Annotated in this window: 24 protein-coding genes and 5 tRNA genes; 19 read left to right on the top strand and 10 right to left on the bottom strand. The window is 38.7% G+C overall.

Annotation, left to right across the window (positions count from 1 at the left end):
• Nucleotides 1–18: 18 nt before the first annotated feature.
• From pal to CW745_RS00670, 11 genes are all read left to right on the top strand, one after another.
• A complete protein-coding gene (gene pal, locus CW745_RS00620) occupies nucleotides 19–573 on the top strand; it encodes a peptidoglycan-associated lipoprotein Pal (protein ID WP_101106456.1) in 555 nt (184 codons plus the stop codon).
• A 12-nt stretch (nucleotides 574–585) separates the two neighbouring features.
• A complete protein-coding gene (gene ybgF / locus CW745_RS00625; RefSeq protein ID WP_101106457.1) occupies nucleotides 586–1,323 on the top strand; it encodes a tol-pal system protein YbgF in 738 nt (245 codons plus the stop codon).
• Nucleotides 1,324–1,569: 246 nt separating this feature from the next.
• A tRNA-Lys gene (locus CW745_RS00630) sits at nucleotides 1,570–1,645 on the top strand.
• A 131-nt stretch (nucleotides 1,646–1,776) separates the two neighbouring features.
• Nucleotides 1,777–1,852, top strand: a tRNA-Lys gene (locus CW745_RS00635).
• Nucleotides 1,853–2,071: 219 nt separating this feature from the next.
• Nucleotides 2,072–2,147 (top strand) — tRNA-Lys (locus CW745_RS00640).
• 220 nt (nucleotides 2,148–2,367) lie between these two features.
• Nucleotides 2,368–2,443: transfer RNA gene (locus CW745_RS00645), tRNA-Lys, on the top strand.
• Between the two features lie 218 nt (nucleotides 2,444–2,661).
• A tRNA-Lys gene (locus CW745_RS00650) sits at nucleotides 2,662–2,737 on the top strand.
• A 111-nt stretch (nucleotides 2,738–2,848) separates the two neighbouring features.
• The gene (nadA, locus tag CW745_RS00655) at nucleotides 2,849–3,907 is read left to right on the top strand and encodes a quinolinate synthase NadA (RefSeq protein ID WP_101106458.1); all 1,059 of its coding nucleotides are present in this window, start codon (nucleotides 2,849–2,851) and stop codon (nucleotides 3,905–3,907) included.
• Nucleotides 3,908–3,922: 15 nt separating this feature from the next.
• Complete coding sequence (locus tag CW745_RS00660) at nucleotides 3,923–4,699, top strand: hypothetical protein (RefSeq protein ID WP_101106459.1); 777 nt, start codon at nucleotides 3,923–3,925, stop codon at nucleotides 4,697–4,699.
• Entirely contained in the window at nucleotides 4,689–5,846 is a 1,158-nt protein-coding gene (gene dcm / locus CW745_RS00665) for a DNA (cytosine-5-)-methyltransferase (protein WP_101106460.1), read from the top strand. Before CW745_RS00660 ends, dcm begins: the two co-directional genes overlap by 11 nt.
• Nucleotides 5,847–5,919: 73 nt before the next feature.
• Complete coding sequence (locus tag CW745_RS00670) at nucleotides 5,920–6,402, top strand: DUF1456 family protein (protein ID WP_101106461.1); 483 nt, start codon at nucleotides 5,920–5,922, stop codon at nucleotides 6,400–6,402.
• Between the two features lie 57 nt (nucleotides 6,403–6,459).
• Here the strand turns inward: CW745_RS00670 and CW745_RS00675 are convergent, their stop codons facing one another.
• The gene (locus tag CW745_RS00675) at nucleotides 6,460–7,419 is read right to left on the bottom strand and encodes a magnesium transporter CorA family protein (protein WP_193755502.1); all 960 of its coding nucleotides are present in this window, start codon (nucleotides 7,417–7,419) and stop codon (nucleotides 6,460–6,462) included.
• 167 nt (nucleotides 7,420–7,586) lie between these two features.
• Here CW745_RS00675 and CW745_RS00680 point away from each other — a divergent pair, with 167 nt between their 5' ends.
• Nucleotides 7,587–8,636 carry a CNNM domain-containing protein gene (locus CW745_RS00680; RefSeq protein ID WP_101106463.1) on the top strand — a complete coding sequence of 350 codons (1,050 nt, stop codon included), beginning with the start codon at nucleotides 7,587–7,589 and terminating at the stop codon, nucleotides 8,634–8,636.
• A gap of 111 nt (nucleotides 8,637–8,747) precedes the next feature.
• Complete coding sequence (locus tag CW745_RS00685) at nucleotides 8,748–9,608, top strand: mechanosensitive ion channel domain-containing protein (protein WP_101106464.1); 861 nt, start codon at nucleotides 8,748–8,750, stop codon at nucleotides 9,606–9,608.
• A 566-nt stretch (nucleotides 9,609–10,174) separates the two neighbouring features.
• On the opposite strand, the gene CW745_RS00690 is transcribed toward CW745_RS00685, so the two are convergent.
• Complete coding sequence (locus CW745_RS00690; protein ID WP_101106465.1) at nucleotides 10,175–11,236, bottom strand: DUF1254 domain-containing protein; 1,062 nt, start codon at nucleotides 11,234–11,236, stop codon at nucleotides 10,175–10,177.
• A gap of 254 nt (nucleotides 11,237–11,490) precedes the next feature.
• Between CW745_RS00690 and CW745_RS00695 the strand changes: the two genes are divergently transcribed.
• Nucleotides 11,491–12,426: a LysR family transcriptional regulator gene (locus tag CW745_RS00695; RefSeq protein WP_193755503.1), complete on the top strand. Its 936-nt coding sequence runs from the start codon at nucleotides 11,491–11,493 to the stop codon at nucleotides 12,424–12,426.
• Between the two features lie 271 nt (nucleotides 12,427–12,697).
• Here CW745_RS00695 and CW745_RS16630 read toward each other — a convergent pair whose 3' ends face one another.
• The 8 genes from CW745_RS16630 to rsxA all read right to left on the bottom strand — a co-directional run bounded on the left by CW745_RS16630 (nucleotide 12,698) and on the right by rsxA (nucleotide 20,106).
• Nucleotides 12,698–13,039 (bottom strand): hypothetical protein, encoded by a 342-nt coding sequence (locus tag CW745_RS16630; protein WP_193755504.1) that lies wholly within the window; start codon nucleotides 13,037–13,039, stop codon nucleotides 12,698–12,700.
• A 339-nt stretch (nucleotides 13,040–13,378) separates the two neighbouring features.
• Nucleotides 13,379–14,014, bottom strand: coding sequence for an endonuclease III (gene nth / locus CW745_RS00705; protein ID WP_101106467.1), 636 nt, complete (start codon nucleotides 14,012–14,014; stop codon nucleotides 13,379–13,381).
• Complete coding sequence (locus CW745_RS00710; RefSeq protein WP_101106468.1) at nucleotides 14,011–14,754, bottom strand: electron transport complex subunit E; 744 nt, start codon at nucleotides 14,752–14,754, stop codon at nucleotides 14,011–14,013. Before CW745_RS00710 ends, nth begins: the two co-directional genes overlap by 4 nt.
• The gene (gene rsxG / locus CW745_RS00715) at nucleotides 14,754–15,386 is read right to left on the bottom strand and encodes an electron transport complex subunit RsxG (protein WP_101106469.1); all 633 of its coding nucleotides are present in this window, start codon (nucleotides 15,384–15,386) and stop codon (nucleotides 14,754–14,756) included. The genes CW745_RS00710 and rsxG overlap by 1 nt, the downstream gene beginning before the upstream one ends.
• Nucleotides 15,386–16,438: an electron transport complex subunit RsxD gene (gene rsxD, locus CW745_RS00720; protein ID WP_101106470.1), complete on the bottom strand. Its 1,053-nt coding sequence runs from the start codon at nucleotides 16,436–16,438 to the stop codon at nucleotides 15,386–15,388. The genes rsxG and rsxD overlap by 1 nt, the downstream gene beginning before the upstream one ends.
• Nucleotides 16,438–18,972 carry an electron transport complex subunit RsxC gene (rsxC, locus tag CW745_RS00725; protein WP_101106471.1) on the bottom strand — a complete coding sequence of 845 codons (2,535 nt, stop codon included), beginning with the start codon at nucleotides 18,970–18,972 and terminating at the stop codon, nucleotides 16,438–16,440. Before rsxC ends, rsxD begins: the two co-directional genes overlap by 1 nt.
• Nucleotide 18,973: 1 nt before the next feature.
• Nucleotides 18,974–19,531 carry an electron transport complex subunit RsxB gene (gene rsxB / locus CW745_RS00730; protein WP_101106472.1) on the bottom strand — a complete coding sequence of 186 codons (558 nt, stop codon included), beginning with the start codon at nucleotides 19,529–19,531 and terminating at the stop codon, nucleotides 18,974–18,976.
• Nucleotides 19,528–20,106, bottom strand: a complete 579-nt coding sequence (rsxA, locus tag CW745_RS00735) for an electron transport complex subunit RsxA (protein WP_101106473.1) — start codon at nucleotides 20,104–20,106, stop codon at nucleotides 19,528–19,530. The genes rsxB and rsxA overlap by 4 nt, the downstream gene beginning before the upstream one ends.
• A 379-nt stretch (nucleotides 20,107–20,485) precedes the next feature.
• Here rsxA and nrdD point away from each other — a divergent pair, with 379 nt between their 5' ends.
• The 5 genes from nrdD (at nucleotide 20,486) to clpS (ending at nucleotide 25,098) form a co-directional block, all read left to right on the top strand.
• Nucleotides 20,486–22,603 carry an anaerobic ribonucleoside-triphosphate reductase gene (gene nrdD, locus CW745_RS00740; protein ID WP_101106474.1) on the top strand — a complete coding sequence of 706 codons (2,118 nt, stop codon included), beginning with the start codon at nucleotides 20,486–20,488 and terminating at the stop codon, nucleotides 22,601–22,603.
• Nucleotides 22,604–22,633: 30 nt separating this feature from the next.
• Complete coding sequence (gene nrdG, locus CW745_RS00745) at nucleotides 22,634–23,098, top strand: anaerobic ribonucleoside-triphosphate reductase-activating protein (RefSeq protein ID WP_101106475.1); 465 nt, start codon at nucleotides 22,634–22,636, stop codon at nucleotides 23,096–23,098.
• A gap of 96 nt (nucleotides 23,099–23,194) precedes the next feature.
• A complete protein-coding gene (locus tag CW745_RS00750) occupies nucleotides 23,195–23,488 on the top strand; it encodes a 2Fe-2S iron-sulfur cluster-binding protein (RefSeq protein ID WP_101106476.1) in 294 nt (97 codons plus the stop codon).
• Between the two features lie 202 nt (nucleotides 23,489–23,690).
• Nucleotides 23,691–24,641 carry a chemotaxis protein CheV gene (locus tag CW745_RS00755; RefSeq protein WP_101106477.1) on the top strand — a complete coding sequence of 317 codons (951 nt, stop codon included), beginning with the start codon at nucleotides 23,691–23,693 and terminating at the stop codon, nucleotides 24,639–24,641.
• Nucleotides 24,642–24,771: 130 nt separating this feature from the next.
• Nucleotides 24,772–25,098: an ATP-dependent Clp protease adapter ClpS gene (gene clpS, locus CW745_RS00760; RefSeq protein ID WP_101106478.1), complete on the top strand. Its 327-nt coding sequence runs from the start codon at nucleotides 24,772–24,774 to the stop codon at nucleotides 25,096–25,098.
• Nucleotides 25,099–25,116 lie beyond the last annotated feature (18 nt).

Below are 25,116 nucleotides of genomic sequence, written 5' to 3' on the forward strand. Positions count from 1 at the left end.
GTAAATTAAGGAAATAAAATGAACTTATCAATGATTTCAAAAAGCTTGTTGATTGCACTACCGATGTTAGCACTTGGCGCTTGTAGCTCAAATAGCGATAGCGATGCTGACTCAACTGAGACTAATAAAGATGTAGTTGCAGAAGAAGTTGTAGAGAATGATGCTGATAACACAGTAGAAACTGATGTAATTGAAGCCGTTAACTTAACTGAAGAAGAAATGCTTGTACAAGAGTACACATGGGCAATTCTAGAAACAACAATCAACTTTGAATTTGATAAATCAGTGATTGCACCACGTTTCACTAAAATTCTTGATGCACATGCAAAATTCTTAGTAGACAACCCAGATAAGTCTCTAACAATTGAAGGCCATGCTGATGAAAAAGGTACTCCTGAATACAACATCGCGTTAGGAGAGCGTCGTGCTAACTCTGTTGCTACTTACCTTGAAAACATGGGTGTTTCTGCTAGCCAACTAACTGTTGTAAGTTACGGCGAAGAGAAGCCTGTTAATTTTGGACATGACGCAGCTGCACATGCAGAAAACCGTCGTGCTGAACTTACTTACTAATCTATTGATAGTATGAAAAAAGTAAACCTTAATGTGGCCATTTTTATGGCCACATTTTTATCAACTTCTAGTTTTGCTGCTGCGCCAGTTAATGATGTAACAACGGCTAAAGGTAACAAAGAGATAGTACAACAACTTGATGAGTTATCACGCCTTTTAGAAAATCGTAATCGTATACAGATTCGTTTTCAAAACCAGCTTGATGAACTTTCTCGAGAAGTTAGCCAAATAACTGGTAACTTGGAGTTGTTTAATCATAAAATTGATCAGATTGAGAACCGACAACGAAATCTATATCAGCTTATTGATGAGCAAAAAAATGCTGTCGCAAAATCACCAGTGAAAGAAAACAACGCAAATAGTGCGCCTGTTGCTGTTGATGAAAAGGCCGCTTACCAATCTGCAGTTGATTTAGTGTTAGTTGACAAGGATTATCAGCAGGCAATCACTGCTTTTGAAGCCTTTGTTATTGACCACCCCGATTCCTCATTAATTGCAAATGCACAGTATTGGTTAGGCCAACTTCTTTACAAAGAAAAAAAACGTGATGAAGCACGCAATGCATTTTTAACGGTAACCGAGAAATATCCAGACTCTTCAAAGCGTCCTGATTCCTTATTTAAAATCGGTATCATTGATGAATACCTAGGGAAAAAAGCTTCAGCGAAAACTTTTTATGAAAAAGTATTGAAAGAATATCCTGATTCGTCAGCCGCTGGACTCGCAAGTAAACGATTAAAAGCGTTATAACTTTATTTATAATAGCGTAACTTAATTATTTGTTTGTTTTCTCAGCAAACAGATAAAAAGCACAATTTTTTTGTTGCGCTCTTAAAATTATTGTATATTATACGCCGCAGTTGAGAGAGAATGTGACTTGGTTCATGTTAACCCTCGATTAGATTTATATAAATCGAAAGCTCAGATGATAGAGCAATTAACACTCCAGTAATTTAAATGAGTGTTAAACAAAAAATCATAACCATATTTATATATGGGCCGTTAGCTCAGTTGGTAGAGCAGTGGACTTTTAATCCATTTGTCGAAGGTTCAAATCCTTCACGGCCCACCACTTTTTTAAGTGGCTATATAAAGAAAATATTGTGACCATATTTATATGGTAGTTGCTCAGATGGTAGAGCCATTAATGCACTTTTACTTTAAAAGTATATTAAACACAAAATCATGACCATATTTATATATGGGCCGTTAGCTCAGTTGGTAGAGCAGTGGACTTTTAATCCATTTGTCGAAGGTTCAAATCCTTCACGGCCCACCACTTTCTTAAGTGGCTATATAAAGAAAATATTGTGACCATATTTATATGGTAGTTGCTCAGATAGTAGAGCCATTAATGCAATTTTACTTTAAAAGTATATTAAACACAAAATCATGACCATATTTATATATGGATTGTTGGTTAAGTTGATAGAGCCACTGATACACTTTTAATTTAAAAGCGTATTTAAGAACTAAAATCAAAACCATATTTATATATGGGCCGTTAGCTCAGTTGGTAGAGCAGTGGACTTTTAATCCATTTGTCGAAGGTTCAAATCCTTCACGGCCCACCACTTTCTTAAGTGGCTATATAAAGAAAATATTGTGAACATATTTTATATGGTAGTTGCTCAGATGGTAGAGCCATTAATGCACTTTTACTTTAAAAGTATATTAAACACAAAATCATAACCATATTTATATATGGATTGTTGGTTAAGTTGATAGAGCCACTGATACACTTTTAATTTAAAAGCGTATTTAAGAACTAAAATCAAAACCATATTTATATATGGGCCGTTAGCTCAGTTGGTAGAGCAGTGGACTTTTAATCCATTTGTCGAAGGTTCAAATCCTTCACGGCCCACCACTTTTTTAAGTGGCTATATAAAGAAAATTTTGTGACCATATTTATATGGTAGTTGCTCAGATGGTAGAGCCATTAATGCACTTTTACTTTAAAGTATATTAAACACAAAACCAAAACCATATTTATATATGGATTGTTGGTTCAGTTGATAGAGCCATTGATACACTTTTAATTTAAAAGCGTATTTAAGAACTATAATCAAAACCATATTTTTATATGGGCCGTTAGCTCAGTTGGTAGAGCAGTGGACTTTTAATCCATTTGTCGAAGGTTCAAATCCTTCACGGCCCACCACTCCTAAGCAATTCCTACACTTATAATTACACTTTATTAAATTTTATTGTATACACATTCGTTTATTGACTTGTTATAATCTGCTCCCATTTTAATATCGAAGAGTCGATGATGAGCAAACTATCTCCCCTTATTGGATCTGATTATCCATTTCCGCCTAAACCAGCTGTTTTATCTGAATCAGAAAAAGTAGATTATAAAAAGCAAATAAAACAATTGCTGATCGAAAAAGACGCGGTATTAGTCGCTCACTATTATACCGATCCTGAAATTCAAGCATTAGCTGAAGAAACTGGAGGCTATGTTGCTGACTCTTTAGAGATGGCTCGTTTTGGGCGTGATCATAAAGCCAAAACATTAATTATTGCTGGTGTGCGTTTTATGGGAGAAACCGCTAAAATTTTGACTCCTAATAAAACTGTTTTAATGCCTGAACTTGAGGCAACTTGTTCATTAGATGTTGGTTGTCCTGTTGACTCATTTAGTGACTTTTGTGACCAGCATCCTGATCGCACTGTCGTTGTTTATGCAAATACTTCCGCGGCGGTAAAAGCACGAGCAGACTGGGTAGTGACTTCAAGTATTGCATTAGAGATTGTGGAGCATTTAGACAGCGAAGATAAAAAAATTATTTGGGGACCTGATCGCCACCTAGGTAGTTATATCGAAAAGAAAACACAAGCAGATATGATCATGTGGCAGGGCGATTGTATTGTCCATGATGAGTTTAAAGCGGTTGCACTGCGCGATATGAAAGCTATCTACCCCGATGCCGCTATTTTAGTTCACCCAGAATCACCGCAAAGCGTGGTTGACCTCGCCGATGTGGTTGGCTCTACTAGCCAGTTAATTAATGCCGCTAAATCACTGCCAAACAAACAACTGATTGTTGCAACCGATACGGGTATCTTTTATAAGATGCAACAAGCTTGTCCAGACAAAGAGATAATGGCCGCTCCAACAGCAGGAGAAGGTGCAACTTGTAAAAGCTGTGCACATTGTCCATGGATGGCAATGAATGGCTTAAAAGCTATCCATAACGCTCTCACGGATGCAACAGGGCATGAAGTCGACGTTGATGAAACTGTTGCTAAAGGCGCATTAGTTTCACTTGATCGCATGCTTGACTTTGCCGCTGCTGAGCAACTTAAAATCAAAGGTAATGCTTAGTTAGCCCATATTGATATGCATAAGTTAACGCAAGTTGGCAATGACTATTCGCTTAACTGGAAAAAAGAGTTTAATCCTTGTTTTCCTGCGTTTAAATTCGAGACCATCAAAACCGTTTTTGAGTTTGCTTATGCTATGAGTTTTGCCCATAAAGGTGCACATCGAGATCACCGTAGTGGTGGTTTACACCATAGAAAAAATGGCGAAATTTTTATTAATGCTTTCCAAGGAAAGCTGTCTGAGCTTGCTGTCTATAACTACTTCTTTCAATTTAATCGTGCATGTTACGAACAATTATCCCCGCCAGACTTGGATGTGTATGAATTGTCGAAATGGGATGACTGCGATTTACAGTTAAATAATCAGTGTTATTCAATTAAATCGACTAAGTATTATGGCGATTTGTTACTGCTTGAACGCCAAGATTGGGATATGACAGGGCAATATATCCCTAATTTAGAAAATGATAAACCTAGCCACTTTGATTACTTTATTTTAGTAAGGGTAAAACCTGATGGTGAGGGGATGTTAAAACAGGCAAAGTGTCTTTATTCCAATCAAGTGGATAAACAAGCTTTGTTTGAACTGATTACGAGTGAACAGTGGGTTGTTGATGTTCCTGGTTACTTGAGTCACGATATGTTGCAGTTACTAATTAGTCAGCAGCAGTTGATCCCGCAAGGTGCACAATTAAATAAAAAAACAATAATGGATGCAGATAATTATTACGTTCAAAGTGGTGATTTATGTTGTCTTAAAAAATTAATTTCGGAAATGAAACATGAATTATAAAGTAGGTAGTTTATTTGCTGGTGTTGGCGGTGTTTGTTTAGGTTTTAAAAATGCGTCTAATGCAAAGGGAGGTTATCAATTAGTTTGGGCTAATGAACTTGATCAAAATGCAGCGAAAACTTATCAGCATAATTTTGAACACCCATTAATTGAGGGCGATATTGAAAAAATAGTTAAACCTGAACGCGCCGAGACCGATGAACTACGTGAACAGTATGAAAAGAAAAAAGCCAGCATACTTGCACAACCGATAGATATTTTGACTGGTGGTTTCCCCTGTCAGGCTTTTAGTATTGCAGGTGGGCGTAAAGGCTTTGATGATCACCGTGGTAACCTTTTTTACAGCATCATTGATCTCGTTAATGATTTGCATGCGAGCTCACATAAACCTCGTGTTTTATTTTTAGAGAATGTGAAAAACCTGCGTGGACACGATAAAGGTCGCACCTACCAAGTGATCAAGGCTGAAATAGAAGCAGCAGGCTACATAGTTAAAGATGTGGTGCTTAATACTAAAGAATACACATTGTTACCACAAAACCGTGAACGTATGTTTATTGTCTGTTTTTTAAATCAAGCCGATGCGGATCAATTTACTATGTTTGACCGCCTAGCTGACTTTAAACGCCAATATTCAGATCAAGAGCGATGCAATAATATTCGGCGCGTTCTCGATTTAGATAAAGATAAGCAACAATTACAGGCTTATTATTACACCAGTGAAAAATACCCTAACTACTTTTTAAGCGAATCACAATTTAATAGCTTACCCGCTGAAAAACGTAAAAAAGAGCGTATTAATATTAGCGAACAGATAACCGATGAGTTCGAGTTTTACCAGGTACGACGTGGTATGTATGTGCGTAAAAATGCCAATGGCGTTTGTCCAACATTAACCGCTAATATGGGCACCGGCGGCCACAATGTTGCACTTATTAAAGTTAAGGATGGTGTGCGTAAACTGACACCTGCAGAGACTTTTAAACTACAAGGCTTTCCTGTGGGTAATGGTTACTCTTTACCTGAAAAAATAGCTAATGGGCAACTATATAAGCAAGCGGGTAATGCCGTGTCCGTTGATTTAATCACCTTAATTGCCAATGAGTTACTGAGTGTTTTACAGCTCAATGATAAGCGTGCAGAATAGAATATGTTGATTGGCATGCACTACAAATAAACTGTATGATATGTTTTTTTAATTTGACGAGATATAAGAGCCTATGATCACTAATGATGTTTTACGACGTGTACGTTATGCATTACAACTAAACGATAAAAAAATGTTAGAGATTTTTGCTTCGGTTGATAATGCTATTGATGAAAACTACTTACACAGCATCATGGAAAAAGAGGGCGAAGAAAACTTTGTTTTCTGTCGCGATAGTCTTTTATCTCTGTTTCTTGATGGTTTAATTAACGACAAACGCGGTAAAAAAGAAGGCTCTAGTCCGATTATTTTACCTGCTAAAGCTATCTTAAGTAACAATGACATTCTGCGTAAATTACGCATCGCGTTAAACTTTAAAGAGCAAGATATGCTAGATGCTTTAAACTCTGCTGAGTTCCCTGTCTCTAAGTCTGAGCTTTCTGCACTATTCCGCAAAAAGGATCACCGCAACTACAAAGAGTGTGGCGACCAGTTATTGCGTAACTTTTTAAATGGTATTACTAAACGTTTCCGTGGTTCAGAAAACGAAGCATAGTATTTACTACCCTCTATTTAAAAACGAGCTTTGGCTCGTTTTTTTATGCCTACGATTTTATAGCCAGCGCTTTTTCTTAAACAGAATAATTAAACTGGTTGATAAAAAACACATAAAGCCGATTAAATAAAAATAACCGTTAGCCACTTTTAGCTCAGGAATATACTCAAAGTTCATACCATATATACCTGCTAAAAAACCTAATGGAATAAAGATTGCTGTTATCACCGTTAATATTCGCATGGTTTCATTTAGCTGATGAGATGTGATTGATAGGTAGCCATTGATTAGGTCACTACAAATATCATAATGCATCTGAGATAAGCTTAGTAAGCGTTCAATACGTTCGTGAACATCGGTAACAGTGTGAAGTTCTATTTGATTAATAATATTAGTGGTTTCATCGGCAACTAATATTTTTAGTTCAGAGCCAATGTTACTGTGATAATTAAAAGTTCGTTTTAATTTAGTAAGTCGAGAACGGTACAGGGTGATCTCCTGCATCATTTTATCGTCTCCGCCTAATTGAAATTGATCTTCTATCGCTTCTAGCTTACTTTCAAACTCAAATAGTTTTTGTAGATATATGCCACAACTATAATGGAAAATTCGTAGTGCTAAGGTAATTGGGCTTTTTAGTAAAAATTTTTCACCTTCATTGTTAAACAATTTATCGATCGACAATGATTTTTTGGCATGGGTCGTAATAACTATTTGGGTTCCTACAAACATGCCAATTTGTAAGTGTTCAAATAATAGATCATCCTGAGAATGAAAAACGCCACGATAAAGCATAAAAATATAGTTATCAAATAACTCTATTTTTGGAGGGTGGCGATCTCGTTGTACATCCGTGATGGCCAAGTTATGGCAACCTAACTGCTGTAATAAAAGTGCTTCTTGGGTTTTATCGTGGCCTTCAATATCTATCCAAAGTCGCAACTTTGGCGAAGCGAGCCAAGAGTCAATTAATTCTTCATTACCATAAGTACATGACTTATCGGTATCTATTAACATGCACCTAATCATAATAATTCTCTTTATTAATTTGTGAGTTTTGATTATTACACAGATCTTTTGATTCATTGCACAGGAACTATATTCTTATAAATTAAAATTTCCTTTGTTTCAATAAAGGTTATAGACTGCGCGCCCTATTCCACATTTAAGTGAGCAACTTTAACATGTCACTAGATATTATTACCTGGATCGCAATTGTTCTGTGTATATCACAATCAGCTATATTCTCTGGTTTGAACATTGCGTTATTTTCCTTAAGTCGCCTGCAACTTGAGGTTGAGTCCGCCAAGGGAAATCAAGCAGCCAAAAAAGTATTAAGTTTACGCAATGATTCTAATTTTTTATTAACCACTATTCTTTGGGGTAATGTCGGCATTAATGTATTACTGACATTGTTATCGGATTCCGCATTAGCGGGAATTAGTGCTTTTCTCTTTTCTACCATTGCCATCACTATTATTGGTGAAATTACCCCGCAGGCCTATTTTTCTCGTAATGCTTTGAAGATGGGAAGCTTGTTATCACCAGTGATTAAGTTTTATCAAATTCTTTTCTACCCTGTTGCGAAACCAACTGCATTGATACTTGATGCTTGGTTAGGTAAAGAGGGGATAACTTATTTAGCAGAAAGTGAATTGAGCAGTATTATCCGTAAACATATCGAAGCGGAAGAAACAGATATTAACCATGTTGAAGGAATAGGAGCGCTTAATTTTTTTAAACTGGATAAAATATCGGTAATTGAAGAGGGCGAGCTTATTGATCCTGATTCTATCATTGCATTACCAACAAAAATGGATTTACCGATTATTCCCGATGTGACTTCAGAGCCTGATAATGCATTTTTAAAACTGGTCAATAAATCGGGTCATCGTTGGGTTGTTTTAACCAATGAAGCTGGTGAACCATTAGTTGTTGTTGATTCTGACAGCTTTTTACGTGATGTGTTTTTTGAACCTGATAATTTTGATCCCTATAAACATTGCCATAGGCCAACTATCATCAGTGATGAAAAAACCATGTTAAATGATGCCATTATCAGAATGAAAATGGGGGAGTCTGTTGATAAATCCTTTGATGGTGCGATTGAACGCGATGTTTTATTAATTTGGGGAGAGCAGAAACGTATTATTACTGGTGCTGATATTTTTGGCTTGCTACTTAAAGGGATGCAACCTCAGGAAATGATTAATAAAGTCGTCACTACGACCTAATTTAAAGAATCAGCATGCTCATTAAAGGTAATAGATATTTTTTAGCGCCTATTATTATATGGTAGTGATGGAAGATAATGGCTTTCAACCATAAGTATTCGAGGAAATTTAATGGATTATACGCAAATTAAAGAATTGTTATCGTACACCGTTCTTACTGTTTCAGGACAAGCTATCACTTTAGGTAATATTTTATTGATCCCTGTAATCCTTTTGATGGGCATTATTTTGACGCGTTGGTTTGCGAAAATATTAACCAAACGCTTAACTTCCAATAAGACAGATCCCAACATTATTCACCTTTTGCAACGAGTGTTCTACGTCATTGCAATGGCTATTATATTGATCACTACGTTAGATTTAATTAATGTGCCAATTACCGCTTTTGCTTTTTTATCTGGTGCTATCGCCATCGGTTTTGGTTTTGGTGCACAAAATATTATTAATAACTTCATTAGTGGTTGGATTTTGATGTGGGAAAGGCCAATTCGTATTGGTGACTTTTTAGAGGTAGAAGATGCGAAAGGTGTGGTTGAGGAGATTAATACCCGATCTACACGCATTCGACGTGTTGATGGGGTGCATCTTTTAATTCCAAACAGTAAGTTACTTGAAAACACCGTTGTGAATTGGACGCTGGTTGATAGCATGGTACGAACATCGGTGACTGTTGGGGTTGCTTATGGCTCACCAGCACGAAAAGTGGCCGCATTAATTTTGCAGGCAGCGTCTGAGCAAAGTGATGTGATCACTAACCCTAAACCGATTGTTACCTTTGAGGATTTTGGTGATAACGCACTTATGTTCGAAGTCACTTTTTGGTTAAACTCCTCTGCTGAAAGTGGCTTACGCGTTATGCGTAGTAACATTCGCTTTCGTTTAGAGGCCTTATTTGAGCAAAATGATATTATTGTGGCATATCCACAAAGAGATATTCATATTGATGGTGCGCTTAAGATAACAAAGTCTTAATAGGAATAAACAGTGATAAACCTAAATCAATACATATCACTGTTTACTCTTCTTTTTTTTCTTTAAACTCATTTTATATTTACTAAAAATCCGTTCTATTTGGTGAGTGAGTGCGAGTGCGCTTATATAAAAGGCTATCGCATATCTTAGTCATAATTATTCTTTACGAAAAATGCGTTTTTGTAAATACAGCGATGTAACAAGCAAAAAATATAAAAACTTAAGCCCGTTTTTCTTTATAAAAAGAGTAGCAAATTTAGAACGAACACTCTATAAAATTTCTCCCAGAAGGCTTAGCAAGGCGATGGCCTCTCTGCGTGAAACCATCACCCTGCCAAAAGGGTATTTAAGGGAAATGATGGTAAAGTAAAATTATAAAGCCACTCCTGACGCTCGCACAGCTCACTACTCGCTAGGCATTTATGATTTTCCTTGACCATCGGTATCACACTCCTAGAAGAGCCACCGTAACTCGCTTTTGGACACAAATGCGTTACAACGTTGGTGCTTAAAATTAAAAAGTTTTTAAATAGCCCATTTAAAGACGGGCTATTGGGGACTTATGATTACTTAACCGGTTTAACCAACGGTATGACACGGAAACCGTCGAGTACTGCTTTACTAGGCATATAGTGACGGAATGCCAAAGTAAACGTGTCAGTATCGTTACCTTCCGTAGTGGTAAGGTTGTTAGGAGCGCCATCACCACAACCAAAGCTAAAGGTTAAGGTGCCATCATCATTATACTCCGCTGTTGACGTGTTCACGTGTGCAACATCGTTGAACATAAAGCCTTTTTGGTTGTATACAGTTACGGATAAAAACGCCTGGTTTTTAGGGTCTTCAAATGTTGCTTGGTGGCATACGTTCGCAGGATACTGCCCTGACACTTCGTAAATATTATCAACTTCTTGTGCACCACCCCAACCGATAGCGGTACCAACGTAGTACTTTTCCTTTGTAAAGGTTTCAGAAGATTCATCATTAGGGCTAGTAAACATGCCTGTTAGCGCTTGAGCACCGTCTCTCTTTAGAATACCAGCCATTTGTTTTTTTAGGTCATCTTCAACTGCAGCGAAAGACTCTTGCGATATCCTACCTTCATAGGTAAATACTTCATTGGATTTAGCATCGATGTGCATTTTATCTTGAATCGCATGAGCCTCTTCAGCAGGGATGGTTGAATCAAGGCGCACAACTAAGTATATATGGTCGCCAGTATGTGTATCGAGATTGAACGTACCCGCACCGTATTTCATTTGCTGAATACGGTGATCCTCAGTAACGACTTGAATAGAGACATATTTACCTTCAGGTACTTCGGGGATAGTCACCGTTGCCCCTTTAGACACATTGATAGTCGCAAATGAATAATAGGTATCACGGTTCATTCGAACGATATCTTGTTTATCGGTAGGCGATAACTCTCGTTTATGTAAGAAATTATTCACACCCACTTCATCCTGCTTAATCAATAAGTTACGAGCGGTCTCAACCATTGGGAATTCCGCAACGGTTATTTCACGACCACCATCAGTAAATAACTCATTTAACGTATCAGCTTCTTGAGCGTAAGCTGACATAGAAAAGGTCGATGCGATTGATAGTGCTATTAGTAATTTTTTCATTGATAACAGTCTCGTATAGTAAACGCGGTAAAACCTACTCCCCCATAGGCAGAGCAATCATAAACCGCGATAGGTTTAAGTAAGTAGTTTCATTTATAATAAGACCACGTTTCATATTAAGCTAAACTTAGCTATCTTGAGTTACAAATCGCTGGTCTTGTTTTGAGGTACAGGTCAACAATACGCCACTTTTAAATATCAAGATAATGGTTTATTTGTATAATCAATTATCGATAAATTCAATAATGGTCATTATGGATAACTTAACCGCTCGGAGCCTTTCACGAATTGATTTGAATCTTTTAGTTACTTTAGATGTACTTATGAGAGAACTCAATGTAACCAGAGCAGCTAACGAAATGTGCGTTTCACAATCAACGATGAGCTATAGCTTACAAAGGCTAAGAGATACATTTGATGACCCGCTGTTTACCCGAACGGCAAAGGGGCTTATACCAACAAAGCGAGCACTCGAACTCAATGAAGCGTTACCTGAACTTCTAAGCCAATTAAACTCACTTGTTATACATAAGCCTTTTGAACCTTCTGTCTGTCAAGAAAGCTTTTCTATAGCCCTTCCCACGTTCTTGTCGAGCATTGTTATCCCAACGTTGGTTAAAAAACTCAGGCAAGTAGCGCCGAACGTAAATCTGATTGAAGTGCCAATTAAATCAAATCAGTTGGCTTTGCTCGATCAAGGAACACTGGACTTTTTGGTGCATTATGAAGAATCAGGTAATAAGTCTCACTTAGTTGAACTCGTTGGACGTTTATCTGCGTGTTTATACGTTAGAAATGGACACCCTCTACTGCTCGAACCATCACCTAGTCTGCAAAATATTTTGCAATTTCCAGTTATTGGTATGCATGTTGAGCAAGACTTTTATAACACCTTCGATGCACCATTAGAGCAATTAATAGCACAGCAAGGTATTAAAAAAAAAGGAATAATTAGAAGCACTCAAACGCAGACTTTGCTAGACATAATGCTTGATAGCGATTCCGTTTTATTTGGGGCGAGTGTGTTAAAAGAGTACAATGGATATGGTGATTCGTTTAAGCTGATCATGCCACTTAATGAGTGGTCAGTACCAATGAACCTTCTCCAACACAAGCGAAATTCTAGCAGCGAAGCTCAAATTTGGTTTAAAAAAATGCTAAGTGACGAACTATCTAAAGTTCTTGGCTAACTCCTTGAGTGTTCCATTGGGAGCATACAGCGAGTTTAATCCATCATTGCTATCCGACTTTGTAAAATTAAATTCTTTCGACAACTGATTGACACCATAACAGTTGATTAGATCTAGCTTCAGTCTCATTGCTCTTCCCTTAAAACTACTTATCGGCACAAAACAGGTCAATATGTCTAACTTACATTGGCAATAATTTGGCATTGAATTCATAAAGTAAGGTGTAATGTAAGTCGTAAGTAAATACTAGTGAGGGTTTCTAGGAAAAAGGTTAGGGCTGGCTGACAGGCGAATGCATTACCTTAGAATAACTAATCATACAGAGCGCAGAAGTTAACACGTAATGACGGCATACATATAAGAACTCAATGTAGGCTTTAAGTCGAATTAGACGCTGACGAAAAGTGTGCGCTGACACTTCTGGCTGGCTGTTTGATGTTGCATGTATGGCATCCCTAATTCGCTTATCTGTAAGACTGACTACTGCACTGTTTTCGTTGTCATCTTCTGTGTCTGCATAGAATTTGCAAGTGCGAATGTAACTGTCAATTTCCTCAATAGATAAAAATATGCCACTCGCAACTCGTTCAACAAGATCAATACCTTGTACCATGAAAAAACAATATAGGAATTTGCACTCATAGGCATATTTCTTTCGAGTATAGAAAGATGGCGATTGCTTTGATTTCGCTTTAGATAGTGGTGAATTATGATTGCCATTAAGGTACAAACAGCAAGGAAGGCAACCATCCTCAACAACTACTGGAAAAGAATAGCCATTCATATCCTTGTATATTTTAATTTGTATATTACCACTCAAACTAACCATTACAAAGCCATTTAGTAACTACACATAAACATACTATGGTGGATATCTTGGTTTTGTAAAGGTAAAAAAAAGACTCAATTAAGAGTCTTATGTGTTCTTGGTTTATTTGTTTCTAAATATTCTTTACGTTTTTTTTAGTGGAGAGTACTCACAAAGATCTTCAATCAAACATGAGCCACAACGTGGCTTTCTGGCGATACAGGTATAACGACCATGTAAAATAAGCCAGTGATGTACATCCACTTTAAACTCTGCTGGAATTACTTTAAGTAGTTTTGCTTCAACTTGATCTACATTTTTACCCATTGCTAATTTAGTACGATTTGCCACACGAAAGATATGTGTATCAACCGCAATTGTTGGCCAACCAAAGGCAGTATTTAATACCACATTGGCGGTTTTTCTGCCGACTCCTGGCAATGCTTCAAGCGCTTCTCGATTTTCTGGCACTTCACTGTTATGAAGTTCAATTAACATTTTGCAGGCTTTAATCACATTGCTCGCTTTACTGTTAAATAGTCCAATAGTTTTGATATAGCTTTTTAATCCCGCTTCGCCTAGAGCGTAAATTGCTTCCGGCGTATTTGCGACAGGGAATAGTTTATCGGTCGCCTTATTAACCCCGACATCGGTTGCCTGTGCAGATAGAGTTACAGCAACAAGTAGTTCGAAAGGGGTACTGAAATTGAGCTCTGTTTCGGGTTTAGGGTTATTGTCGCGCAGTCGCGTTAAAATCTCTCTTCGTTTATCTTTATTCATGCGTCTGCATTGGCCTCTAGTTGGTTGTCGCGCTTAGCTTTACTTTCAAAGTACTGGTCGATTGCATTTTTCATAGCAATAATAAGCCCCATAATAATAAATGCACCTGGTGGCAGGGCTGCTAATAAAAAGCTAGTCTCAGTTTGATAGAGGGTGATAGTAAGAAAAGATGCCCACTCACCAAGTAGCGTCTCAATGCCGTCAAATAGTGTCCCTTGAGCGAGTATCTCACGAGCCATACCTAAAAGAAGTAATACGCCACTAAACCCAAGTCCCATCATTAACCCATCAAAAGCTGCATGTTTAACACTATTTTTAGACGCAAAGGCTTCAGCACGTCCGATAATGATACAGTTGGTTACGATCAAGGGGATAAATATACCCAATGAAACATATAACTCGTAGGTATATGCGTTCATTAATAGTTGTACACAGGTTACCAGGGAAGCTATTATCATTACAAAAATAGGGATACGAATTGCTTTTTGTACATGGTGGCGAATTAGTGAGACTAAGGTATTAGAGGCAACCAAAACAAAGAGGGTTGCAATCGCTAAGCCAAGTGCATTAGTTGTCGTATTGGTAACTGCTAATAATGGGCATAGGCCCAACAGCTGAACAATACCTGGGTTATTCTTCCATAGTCCTTGCCAACTTAACTCTTTATAAATTGCACGGTTATCTTCCTGAATAACAGAAGCATCTGCGTTGTCTATCGGTGTTGTGGTATCGCTTGTCATTATAATGCTCCACAATTTGGTGTTTGATTAAATAGCATTTGTTGGTTTTTATCAAAATAGATAAGAGCATCTTTAACCGCTAAAGTCACGGCGCGAGGGGTAATAGTTGCGCCAGTAAAAGCATCAATATCACCGCCATTTTTAGTCACCTCCCAACGGCTGTCTTGCGCTGCTTCATAATGCTTTCCGGTAAAGCTGTAAATCCAATCCGATTTATTGACTTGAATTTTATCGCCAAGTCCTGGTGTTTCCGTATGACGAATTGCTCGAACACCTGCCACTTTACCATCTGCAAAAATACCAATCGCTAATTTGATTTCGCCAGCATAACCTTTGAAGGTGCTTGTTTCGAGCATTAATGCGACAGGTTTTTCACCTTTTTTAGCCACAAACACCTGCTGTGACTGTCCTTTCCCCAGTAAATTATCATCATTAATGGTAAAACAACTGGCGAAAATATCATTGTCGTAGCTACTTTCAGGAATCAATTGATTGATGGTTTTAAGTAAAGCCATCTGCTCTTGTTTGGCAATAGCGGGTTTTGTTAACTGATTCACAGTGGCAACCGCTGCGGTACAGATGATGGCAAAAATGGCAAGAAGGAAGCCGTTTCGAGAGATAGTTGTCAGCATTATGCTCTTCCTCCATAAACTTTAGGTTGCGTATAATAATCGATTAATGGTACGCACATGTTCCCGAGTAAGACTGCAAAAGCAATGGCATCGGGGTAACCGCCAACATTACGAATAAGTACGACAAAGAATGCAATTAAAATACCATACAACAGGCGTCCTTTCACCGTAGTGGAGGCGCTCACAGGGTCGGTTAATATAAAGAAAGCGCCTAACATGGTGCCACCAGATACAAGGTGAAAAACTGGCGAGCCATTTAAGTCTGGTTGATATGCAAAAGCAATAAAGGAAAATACACTGATACCAACCAGGAAACTGACTGGAATCATCCATAAAATAATACGTTTACTCAGCAAAATAAGACCACCGAGTAAAAAGCCCATGTTTACCCATAAAATTGCCTGTGATGAGGAAGCTTTAAAGCTAGCCATATCAAAAATTTCTGTGGTGGTGAAGCCTGCCTTTAAGCTGTTTTTGACGGTATCAAGTGGTGTTGCCATTGTTAAACCATCAATACTGACACTCAGTTGTGCCATGCTATAACCATCTAAGGTATAACCGGTTAACACGGTACTTACTTGATCTAACAATGAAAGTTCAAAGGGCTGTAGGCTGAGCATCGGTAACCAAGCGGTCATCTGTACCGGAAATGAGACCAGTAGTAAGACATAGGCCGCCATAGCAGGGTTAAAAATGTTTTGTCCCAGACCACCATATAGTTGCTTTACAAATACAATAGCGAATAAAGTACCAATTACAGCGATCCACCAAGGTGCTAGAGGGGGAATAGCGATGGCGATTAATATACCTGTAAGTAACGCACTACCGTCTTTTAAGGTCTTAATTACTGGACGTTTACGTACTTTTAAAATGGTCGCTTCCGCCAATAATGCAACTAAAGAAGCGAGTGCTATTTGCAGTAAATTACTTAATCCAAAGAAATAACTTTGTATTAAAACTCCTGGAATTAAACATAAAATAACCCATAACATGACTTGTGAAGTACTACGGCGTGTACGTTGATGCGGTGAGCTTGCATTAATAAATGCCATTACTGTTGTCCCTCATTATTTGAGTCGCTATTGGCTTTTTTAGCCTTTGCTCTTGCGACCGCTGCTGCAATTTTCGCTTTTTTAACATCTTCTTCAGAAGGTGGCGCAACATCGTCTCCCACAGCATCAGAAGCTAATTGTGCCTGTTTTTTTTGCTGTTTAGCTAAGCGTGCTTGTTCTTTACGTTTTTTTCGTTCAGCAATAACAGCACTGTTGTCAGGTTCAATGGCAATTGGATCCATCAATTGGTTAGCGTTAGAGGCACTTTGAGGAGCCTCTAATTTGCTATCCACTTGCACTGAATCACTAGCAGAGGTTATATCGATATCACCTATTGCCTCCGCTTCTTCTGCAATCTCTGCTGCTTGTTGTGCTTTTTTAGCTTTCGCGCGGGCAATCGCTGCTGCGACTGCCACTTTTTTAGGATCTATATTTGAATCTGATGGTGAAGATGATTCAGTATTTTCTACATTCTCTGCAACCTGTTTCGCTTTTTTAGCTTTCGCGCGGGCAATAGCTGCTGCCACGGCTGCTTTTTTCGGATCGACACTTTGCTCCGGAGAAGATGGGACAGGCGTCGCTTCTTCTTCATTATTTACTAGGCTATTTTCAGACTGTTTGGCTTTTTTAGCTTTGGCACGTGCAATGGCGGCCGCAACAGCTGCTTTTTTAGAATCTGTACTTGGAATGCTATCAGGCTTCTCCTCGCTATTGTCAGCATTACTTTCGACCTGTTTGGCTTTTTTAGCTTTAGCACGTGCAATGGCTGCTGCCACGGCTGCTTTTTTGGGATCTGCCGTTGTATTTTTTTCTACGTTATTTTCTAAATTGGTTTCTACCGTTTTAGCATTACTTTCGACCTGTTTGGCTTTTTTAGCTTTAGCGCGTGCAATGGCCGCTGCTACTGCATCATTTTTTTGTACAGGCTTGGATATTTCTGTTTGTTGCTCTGAACTTAATGTGTCAGGGGTGCTCTGTTTCTTAGCTTTAGCACGGGCTAGTGCCGCCGCAATGAGATCCTCCCCCCCATTTTTTTCTTTCATTTGAGCTTTGCGTTTTTCTGCCGCTTCTTTATGTTTTGCTTGGCGGTCTAATTTAGCCTGTGCAAGTCGTGCTTCACGGTTTTCATGTCGAATACGTGCGATTTCAGCTTTCTTCGCCTCATGTTCTGCCACTTTTATTTCCGCTTTTGCAACACGGTAATACTCCACTAACGGGATATGGCTAGGACAGACAAAAGCACAGGCACCACACTCAATACAAGCATTTAGATTATATTGTTTTAGTTTGTCGTGATCTTGGCTTTTTGAATACCATAATAACTGTTGAGGAAGTAATGTCGCAGGACAAGCATCTGCACATTCAGAACAACGAATACAGGGCATTTCAGCGGGGGCTTCTGGAAACTCCTTCGCCGTTGGCGCAAGGATACAGTTACAAGTCTTAGTGACAGGCGCGCTGGTATCATTAATGGTAAAACCCATCATTGGGCCTCCGATAATGAGCTGTTTAACGGCGATAGAGTCGACCCAGTAGCGATCTAATAGATACTGAATAGGAGTACCGATACGCACACTCACATTGCCTCGTTTTTGCAATGAGTCACCAGTGAGAGTAACAATACGTGAAGTAAGTGGCTTAGCATCAATAATTGCTTGTTTGATTGCAAATACAGTACCCACGTTTTGCATTACAATACCAAGTTCACTAGGGTGTTTACCAATGGGGGTCTGTTGTCCGGTGATGATTTCAATAAGCTGTTTTTCACTGCCTGATGGGTAGATAGTCGGAATCACGCGCAGGCTAATATGACTGTTATTTTTACTCGCCTTGAGTGCTTCATTTAAACATTTAATTGCTTCTTTTTTATTATCTTCGATAGCAATTATGGTCAGTTGTGGTTGTAAAATATGATTAAGGATATTAATACCCTCAATAATTTCGTAAGCTTGCTCTTGCATCAAACGGTCATCTGCCGTGATGTAGGGCTCACATTCGGCTGCATTAATCAGCAATAATTTGATTTTTTCATGTTGCACTAATTTTAGGTGGCTGGGAAATCCTGCACCGCCTAACCCGACAATGCCTGCTTGTTGAATCGCATCGACTAACAATGCAGGAGCAACCTTTTCATAGGGTTCGGGTTTGATATATTCAACTGCCCTGTCTAAACCATCGGTTTGGATCACTACCGATAAAATGCCTAAACCGGAAGGGTGAAGATCACAACGCTTTTCTATGGCAATAACCGTGCCTGAACTACTTGCATGTTGAACCACCATTGCACTATATACTTTGGTCAAGGGTTGCCCTTTTAATACAGCATCGCCCACCTTAACTAATAATTCAGGGGTATGACCTTTCTGCTCAACGGGGATCACTAAAGTCGCAGGAATACCCGCATCTCTAATTGCATATTGACTGCTTTGCAGTTTATTTTCTTCAGGGTGAATTCCACCATGAAAGTTCCATAGTTTACCCGATGAAATCGCGTCTAATTGCTCATCACTGAGCAGGTTAAATTTTTCTGTCATACTAAAGCTCAGTGTTAACTTGGGTAGGGATGCGTTGTAAGTTCCATTGCCAGTTTTGTGTGGTTATTTCAATGGGTAGCATATCAATACAGTCAGTTGGGCAAGGCGCAACACACAACTCACAGCCAGTACACTCATCGGTGATTACTGTATGCATTTGACGGGTTGCACCCATAATGGCATCTACGGGACATGCTTGAATACATTTAGTGCAACCAATACATTCATCTTCACGTATAAAAGCGATTAACTTTGGTTTTTCTTCACCATCTAACTGTTTCGGTTCAACACCCATTCGTTCTGCCAGCTGGCGCATTACTGCATCGCCACCGGGAGGGCATTTGTTAATATCATCACCATTTGCAATTGCTTGTGCATAGGGCTTACAGCCTGGATAGCCACATTGTCCACATTGAGTTTGTGGTAACATTGCATCAAGCTCCTCTACAATGGGGTCTGCTTTAACTTTAAAGCGAATTGAGGAGTAACCGAGTAAAGCGCCAAACAGCGCAGCTAAGGTGGCGAGAGCTAAGACCGCCATTAGAATATTTAAAATCATTTAATTAATCCCGTGAAACCCATAAAGGCAAGTGACATTAACCCTGCTGTGATCATCGCAATTGCAGAGCCTTTAAAAGGGAGAGGAATGTCGGATGCAGCCAGACGTTCGCGCATTGATGAAAACAGTACTAGCACTAGTGAAAAGCCAATCCCCGCACCAAAACCATAAATAATCGATTCGACGAAGTCGTGGTTTTCATTAATGTTAAGGAGTGCCAAGCCTAATATTGCACAATTGGTGGTGATCAAAGGTAAAAAGATACCTAACAAACGATATAATGTTGGGCTGGTTTTATGCATTACCATTTCAGTAAATTGCACTACTACGGCAATCACCAAAATAAAGCTTAAGGTTTGCAGGTAAAGTAGATCGAGAGGGATCAACAGATAAGTATTAACAATATATGAAAGCGCGGCTGTTAAAGTTAATACAAACGTTGTCGCAAATGACATGCCAACTGCTGTTTCAATCTTATTAGAGACACCCATAAATGGGCATAAGCCTAAAAATTTCACTAATACAAAGTTATTGACCAGTACCGTGCCAAAAAACAGTAAAAAATAATTACTCATAAATTTTTTAATTCCACTAGCAGAATAGGGGGATTCGGAAGATTGCTAATACGGGCAGATTATAGCAAACAACCTCAGTAAAAATAACAACCTGTAGGATGTTTTTTTAGGAAGATAAAGTTTTGAACTGTATTGACAGTAAGTTGTTACTAGCAGCATACAGACCAGATAATAAGTGTTGAAAAAAGTGCAAGTTTTTCTCATTGATAATGTTGGGTTGATATAAATAATTCATATTTAATTTATGCCGATCGCATCTTTTTAAACACTAAATAAGCACCTCCTTACAAAGTTGATTTATATCAATATATACATATATTGTGTTATGTATAGTCTCGCTCCACTAGATGTAGTGTCCCTTTCTTTTCGGAGCCCCAATATGAAAACTGTTGTTATTAAGCGCGATGGTAGCCAAGCCCCCTTTAACGCACAGCGTATCGCTGAAGCTATTTTAAAAGCCTCAGGTGCCGCTCGCTGTAAAGGGGTTGATGCATTTGCTATAGCAACAGCTGTTGAAAATGAGTTACAGGGACAAATCGAAGTCGATATTCATCGTATTCAAGATAAAGTAGAACAACAATTAATGACCGATGGTCATTTAGAGTTAGCACGTGTATATATCGAGTATCGTCATGATCGCGATTTAGCACGAGAGCGTAAAAGCCACCTTAATAGTGAAATTGATGGTCTTATTGAGCAAAGTAATGCCTCGTTATTAAATGAAAATGCCAACAAAGATGGAAAAGTGATTCCAACTCAGCGTGATCTGCTTGCTGGCATTGTGGCAAAACACTATGCAAAATCGCATATTCTTCCGCGTGATGTTGTACGTGCACATGATAAAGGCGAAATTCATTATCATGATCTTGACTATGCCCCATTTTTCCCAATGTTTAACTGCATGCTTATCGATATAAAAGGCATGTTTACGCAAGGGTTTAAAATGGGTAATGCTGAGATTGAAGAGCCAAAATCTATCTCCACGGCAACAGCTGTGTGTGCGCAAATTATCGCGCAGGTAGCGAGTCATATTTATGGTGGGACGACCATCAATGGTATTGATACAACGCTTGAGCCCTATGTGGCGATGAGCTACAACAAACATCTTAAAATTGCAGAAAAATGGGGTATCGGAAACCCGCAGGCCTATGCCGATGAGCAGACCGAAAAAGAGTGTTACAACGCTTTTCAATCTCTAGAATATGAAGTAAATACTCTGCACACAGCTAACGGACAAACTCCTTTTGTGACCTTTGGTTTTGGCTTAGGTACATCATGGGAAGCGCGTTTAATTCAGCAGTCTATTTTTAAAATTCGTCTTGCCGGCTTAGGCAAAAATCGCAAGACGGCTATATTCCCCAAACTGGTTTTTGCCATTAAAGATGGTGTTAATCATAAGCCTGCAGATCAAAACTACGACATTAAACAACTTGCTTTGGAATGTGCATCAAAGCGCATGTATCCAGATATTTTAAACTTTGACAAAGTGGTTGAAGTGACAGGATCTTTTAAAACGCCGATGGGCTGTCGAAGTTTCCTTGACGCTTACCAAGAAAATGGACAAGCAGTACACGATGGGAGAAATAACTTAGGTGTCGTTAGCCTTAATTTACCGCGCATTGCCTTAGAAGCTGAAGGCGATGAAACAGCCTTTTACCGATTACTCAATGAACGTTTATTAATCGCTAAAAAAGCACTAGATACCCGTATTGAACGTTTATCAGAAGTGAAAGCTAGCGTTGCCCCTATTTTATATATGGAAGGTGCCTGTGGTGTGCGTTTGAAAGCCGATGATTGTGTGGCTGAAATATTTAAAAATGGTCGCGCCTCTATTTCACTTGGTTACATTGGCCTGCATGAGACCATCAATGCATTACATGATGACGATGGCCATCTGTTTGATGACCAAAATAAACAACATAAAGCGCTAGAAATTATTCGCCATTTAAAACAAGCGGTTGTCGCTTGGACCAAAGAGTCTGGTTACGGCTTTAGTCTTTATTCAACACCATCTGAAAACTTATGTGATCGTTTCTGTCGTCTAGATACTAAGCAGTTTGGTGTCTTAGAGGGGGTTACTGATCGTGGCTATTACACTAACAGTTTTCACTTAGATGTTGAAAAAACAGTTAATCCATACGATAAACTCGACTTTGAAATGCCATATCCTGAGATAGCAAGTGGCGGTTTTATCTGTTACGGCGAATACCCAAATATGCAGCATAATTTAAAAGCGTTAGAAGATGTTTGGGATTACAGTTATAGCCACGTGCCATATTACGGCACCAACACGCCTATCGATGAATGTTATGAATGTGGTTTTCACGGTGAGTTTGACTGTACCAGCAAAGGCTTTGTTTGCCCAAGTTGCGGTAACTCTGACTCAGAGAAAGTTGCTGTAACACGTCGTGTTTGTGGTTATTTAGGAAGCCCAGATTCAAGACCATTTAACGAAGGTAAACAGGAAGAAGTGAAACGACGCGTGAAGCATCTTTAAGTTTCTTCTGTTTTTCATGGAGGTTAAGCGGTGAATTACAGTAAATATTATCCTATCGATGTGTTAAATGGCGAGGGGACTCGTTGTACATTGTTTGTCTCTGGCTGTATCCATAATTGCCGAGGTTGTTATAACCAATCAACTTTATCGCCCGACGCTGGCGAGGAATTTACAGCTGAGCTAGCAGATCAAATTATTGCAGATCTCAATGATACACGTATAAAAAGGCAGGGCTTGACCTTGTCTGGTGGCGATCCCCTTCACCCTAATAATGTCCAGCAAGTATTAACATTGATTCAACGTGTCCACAGTGAATGCGTCGACAAAGATATTTGGTTATGGAGTGGTTACAAGCTGAGTGAATTAAACGCAAAACAACGTGCGGTGATAGCGTTAGTTAACGTGTTTATTGATGGTAAATTTGTACAGGCGTTAGCTTCTCCTAACTTAAAATGGAGAGGGAGTAGTAATCAAGTTGTGCACTACTTGAAATAGAGATTATTCTCCAAATACTGCATTAAGATCAACTACTAACAAAGCATTTTTTTCTTACTGTACTAAACTTACTAATTTAGATAGTAGGAAAGTTGTATGCTTTTTTCATCCTCCAAAGCGACTCCCCTCAAAGAGGCTAGCGTCGAATTTACAGACTCACAAAAAACAGAAACTTGGTCTGATTCTGATGGGTCTCTACTAGATTTTTCCGAGCACCAAAATATCCCTGCACTGAGTAGTTGTCGTGGTGGCCATTGCGGGGCTTGTGCAGTGCAATTACTTGAAGGTGAGGTCATTTATGAACCCCAACCTACTGCAGAAGTCGGCGGAAGAGAGGTTTTACTTTGCTGTGCTAAACCCGTAACTGCTCACATTAAATTAAAAATTTAGCTTTTAATCATCCCTGTGTTACTCGCATTTATAGTGAGGCGGACTACTATGTAAGCTAAGCATGCTATTGAAGTTGTGATGATCTGTTAAGTAATAATGCACCTCAATTTATAGTCGTGCGCGTAAAAATTCACACAGATTGTTGATGTAAATAATTGCATTATCTACTTCATCATTTAAAAAAAACAACTAGGAAAAAGAGATGGCAAGTCTTCTTGATACCGTTGATCAACGCACAAATTTAGTAGGTGAGAATAGATTAGAGCTACTATTATTTCATCTGCAAGGTCCGCAGCTTTTCGCTATTAATGTCTTTAAAGTGAAAGAGGTCGTTAAATTACCTGCCCTTAATAAAATTCCTAACTCTCACCCTAAAATATCAGGTGTTGCCAATATTCGTGGTCAATCTATTCCAGTTATTAATCTACGTGAAGCGATCGGTTTTCGGCCATTGGAAGTGGATTCGGAATGCAATTTAATCATTACCGAATATAACCGGACTGTTCAGGGCTTCTTGGTTGGCAAGGTTGAGCATATCGTTAACATGACTTGGAATGAGATCATGCACCCGCCAAGTAGTGTTGGTCGACATCATTATTTAACGGCGATCACCAAGCTAAAAAGAGAGGGCGTTGAAAAACTGGTTGAAATTATAGATGTTGAGAAAGTCCTTGCAGAGATTATCGAATATGATGTGACCATATCGGAAGGGGTGTTAGATGAAGACATCGTTAGTGAAATGGCGGGGCTGAAAATTTTACATGCGGATGACTCATCAACTGCACGTAAACAGGTTGAAGCAACGCTGTCACAGTTAGGTGTTGAAATTATTCCTGCTGAAAATGGCTTACAAGCATTGGAAATTCTAAAAGGCTGGGTAGCAGATGGTAAACGCATAGAAGATGAAATTTTAATGTTGATCACCGATGCAGAAATGCCCATTATGGACGGTTATAAATTAACTTCTGAAGTACGAAGTGATCCAAATATGTCTAATTTACATATTGTATTAAATACTTCGCTCAGCGGTAGTTTTAATCAAGCGATGGTGGAAAAAGTCGGGTGTAATGCGTTGTTGTCTAAATTTCAACCAGACAGGTTAGTTGAAGCAGTGCAGGAAAGATTAAAAGCAAAATTAGAGAGCAATAATTAATCTATTTCCTCCATTAATTCAACAGGCTTAACTTTATTTGAGCCTGTTGTTTGCACATTGCTTTAGTTATCTTTACTCTACTCAAATTGTTAATTCCCCATAACTTTACTAAATAAGACTAGACTGAAAGATGAGCGATAAAAATCCCCCGCAAACTGGTAATGAATCGGCAACCATTGAGCGGATTGAAACAAGATTAGTTCCACCACCGATGTATAACGTATTACTGCATAATGATGATTATACGCCGATGGATTTTGTGATTGACGTATTGCAACGTTTTTTCCGTTTAAGTAATGAGCAAGCGACCGAAGTAATGCTCAACGTTCACTATAAAGAGGTTGGAGTCTGTGGCACCTTCAGTGCTGAAATTGCAGAAACCAAAGTAATGCAAGTGATGAATTACGCTAAACAAAATGAGCATCCACTGCGTTGTTCAATGGAAAAAGAGTCGTAAATTGTAATCAACCCATTA

The sequence above is a fragment of the Psychromonas sp. psych-6C06 genome (assembly GCF_002835465.1).
Lineage (GTDB): Bacteria > Pseudomonadota > Gammaproteobacteria > Enterobacterales > Psychromonadaceae > Psychromonas.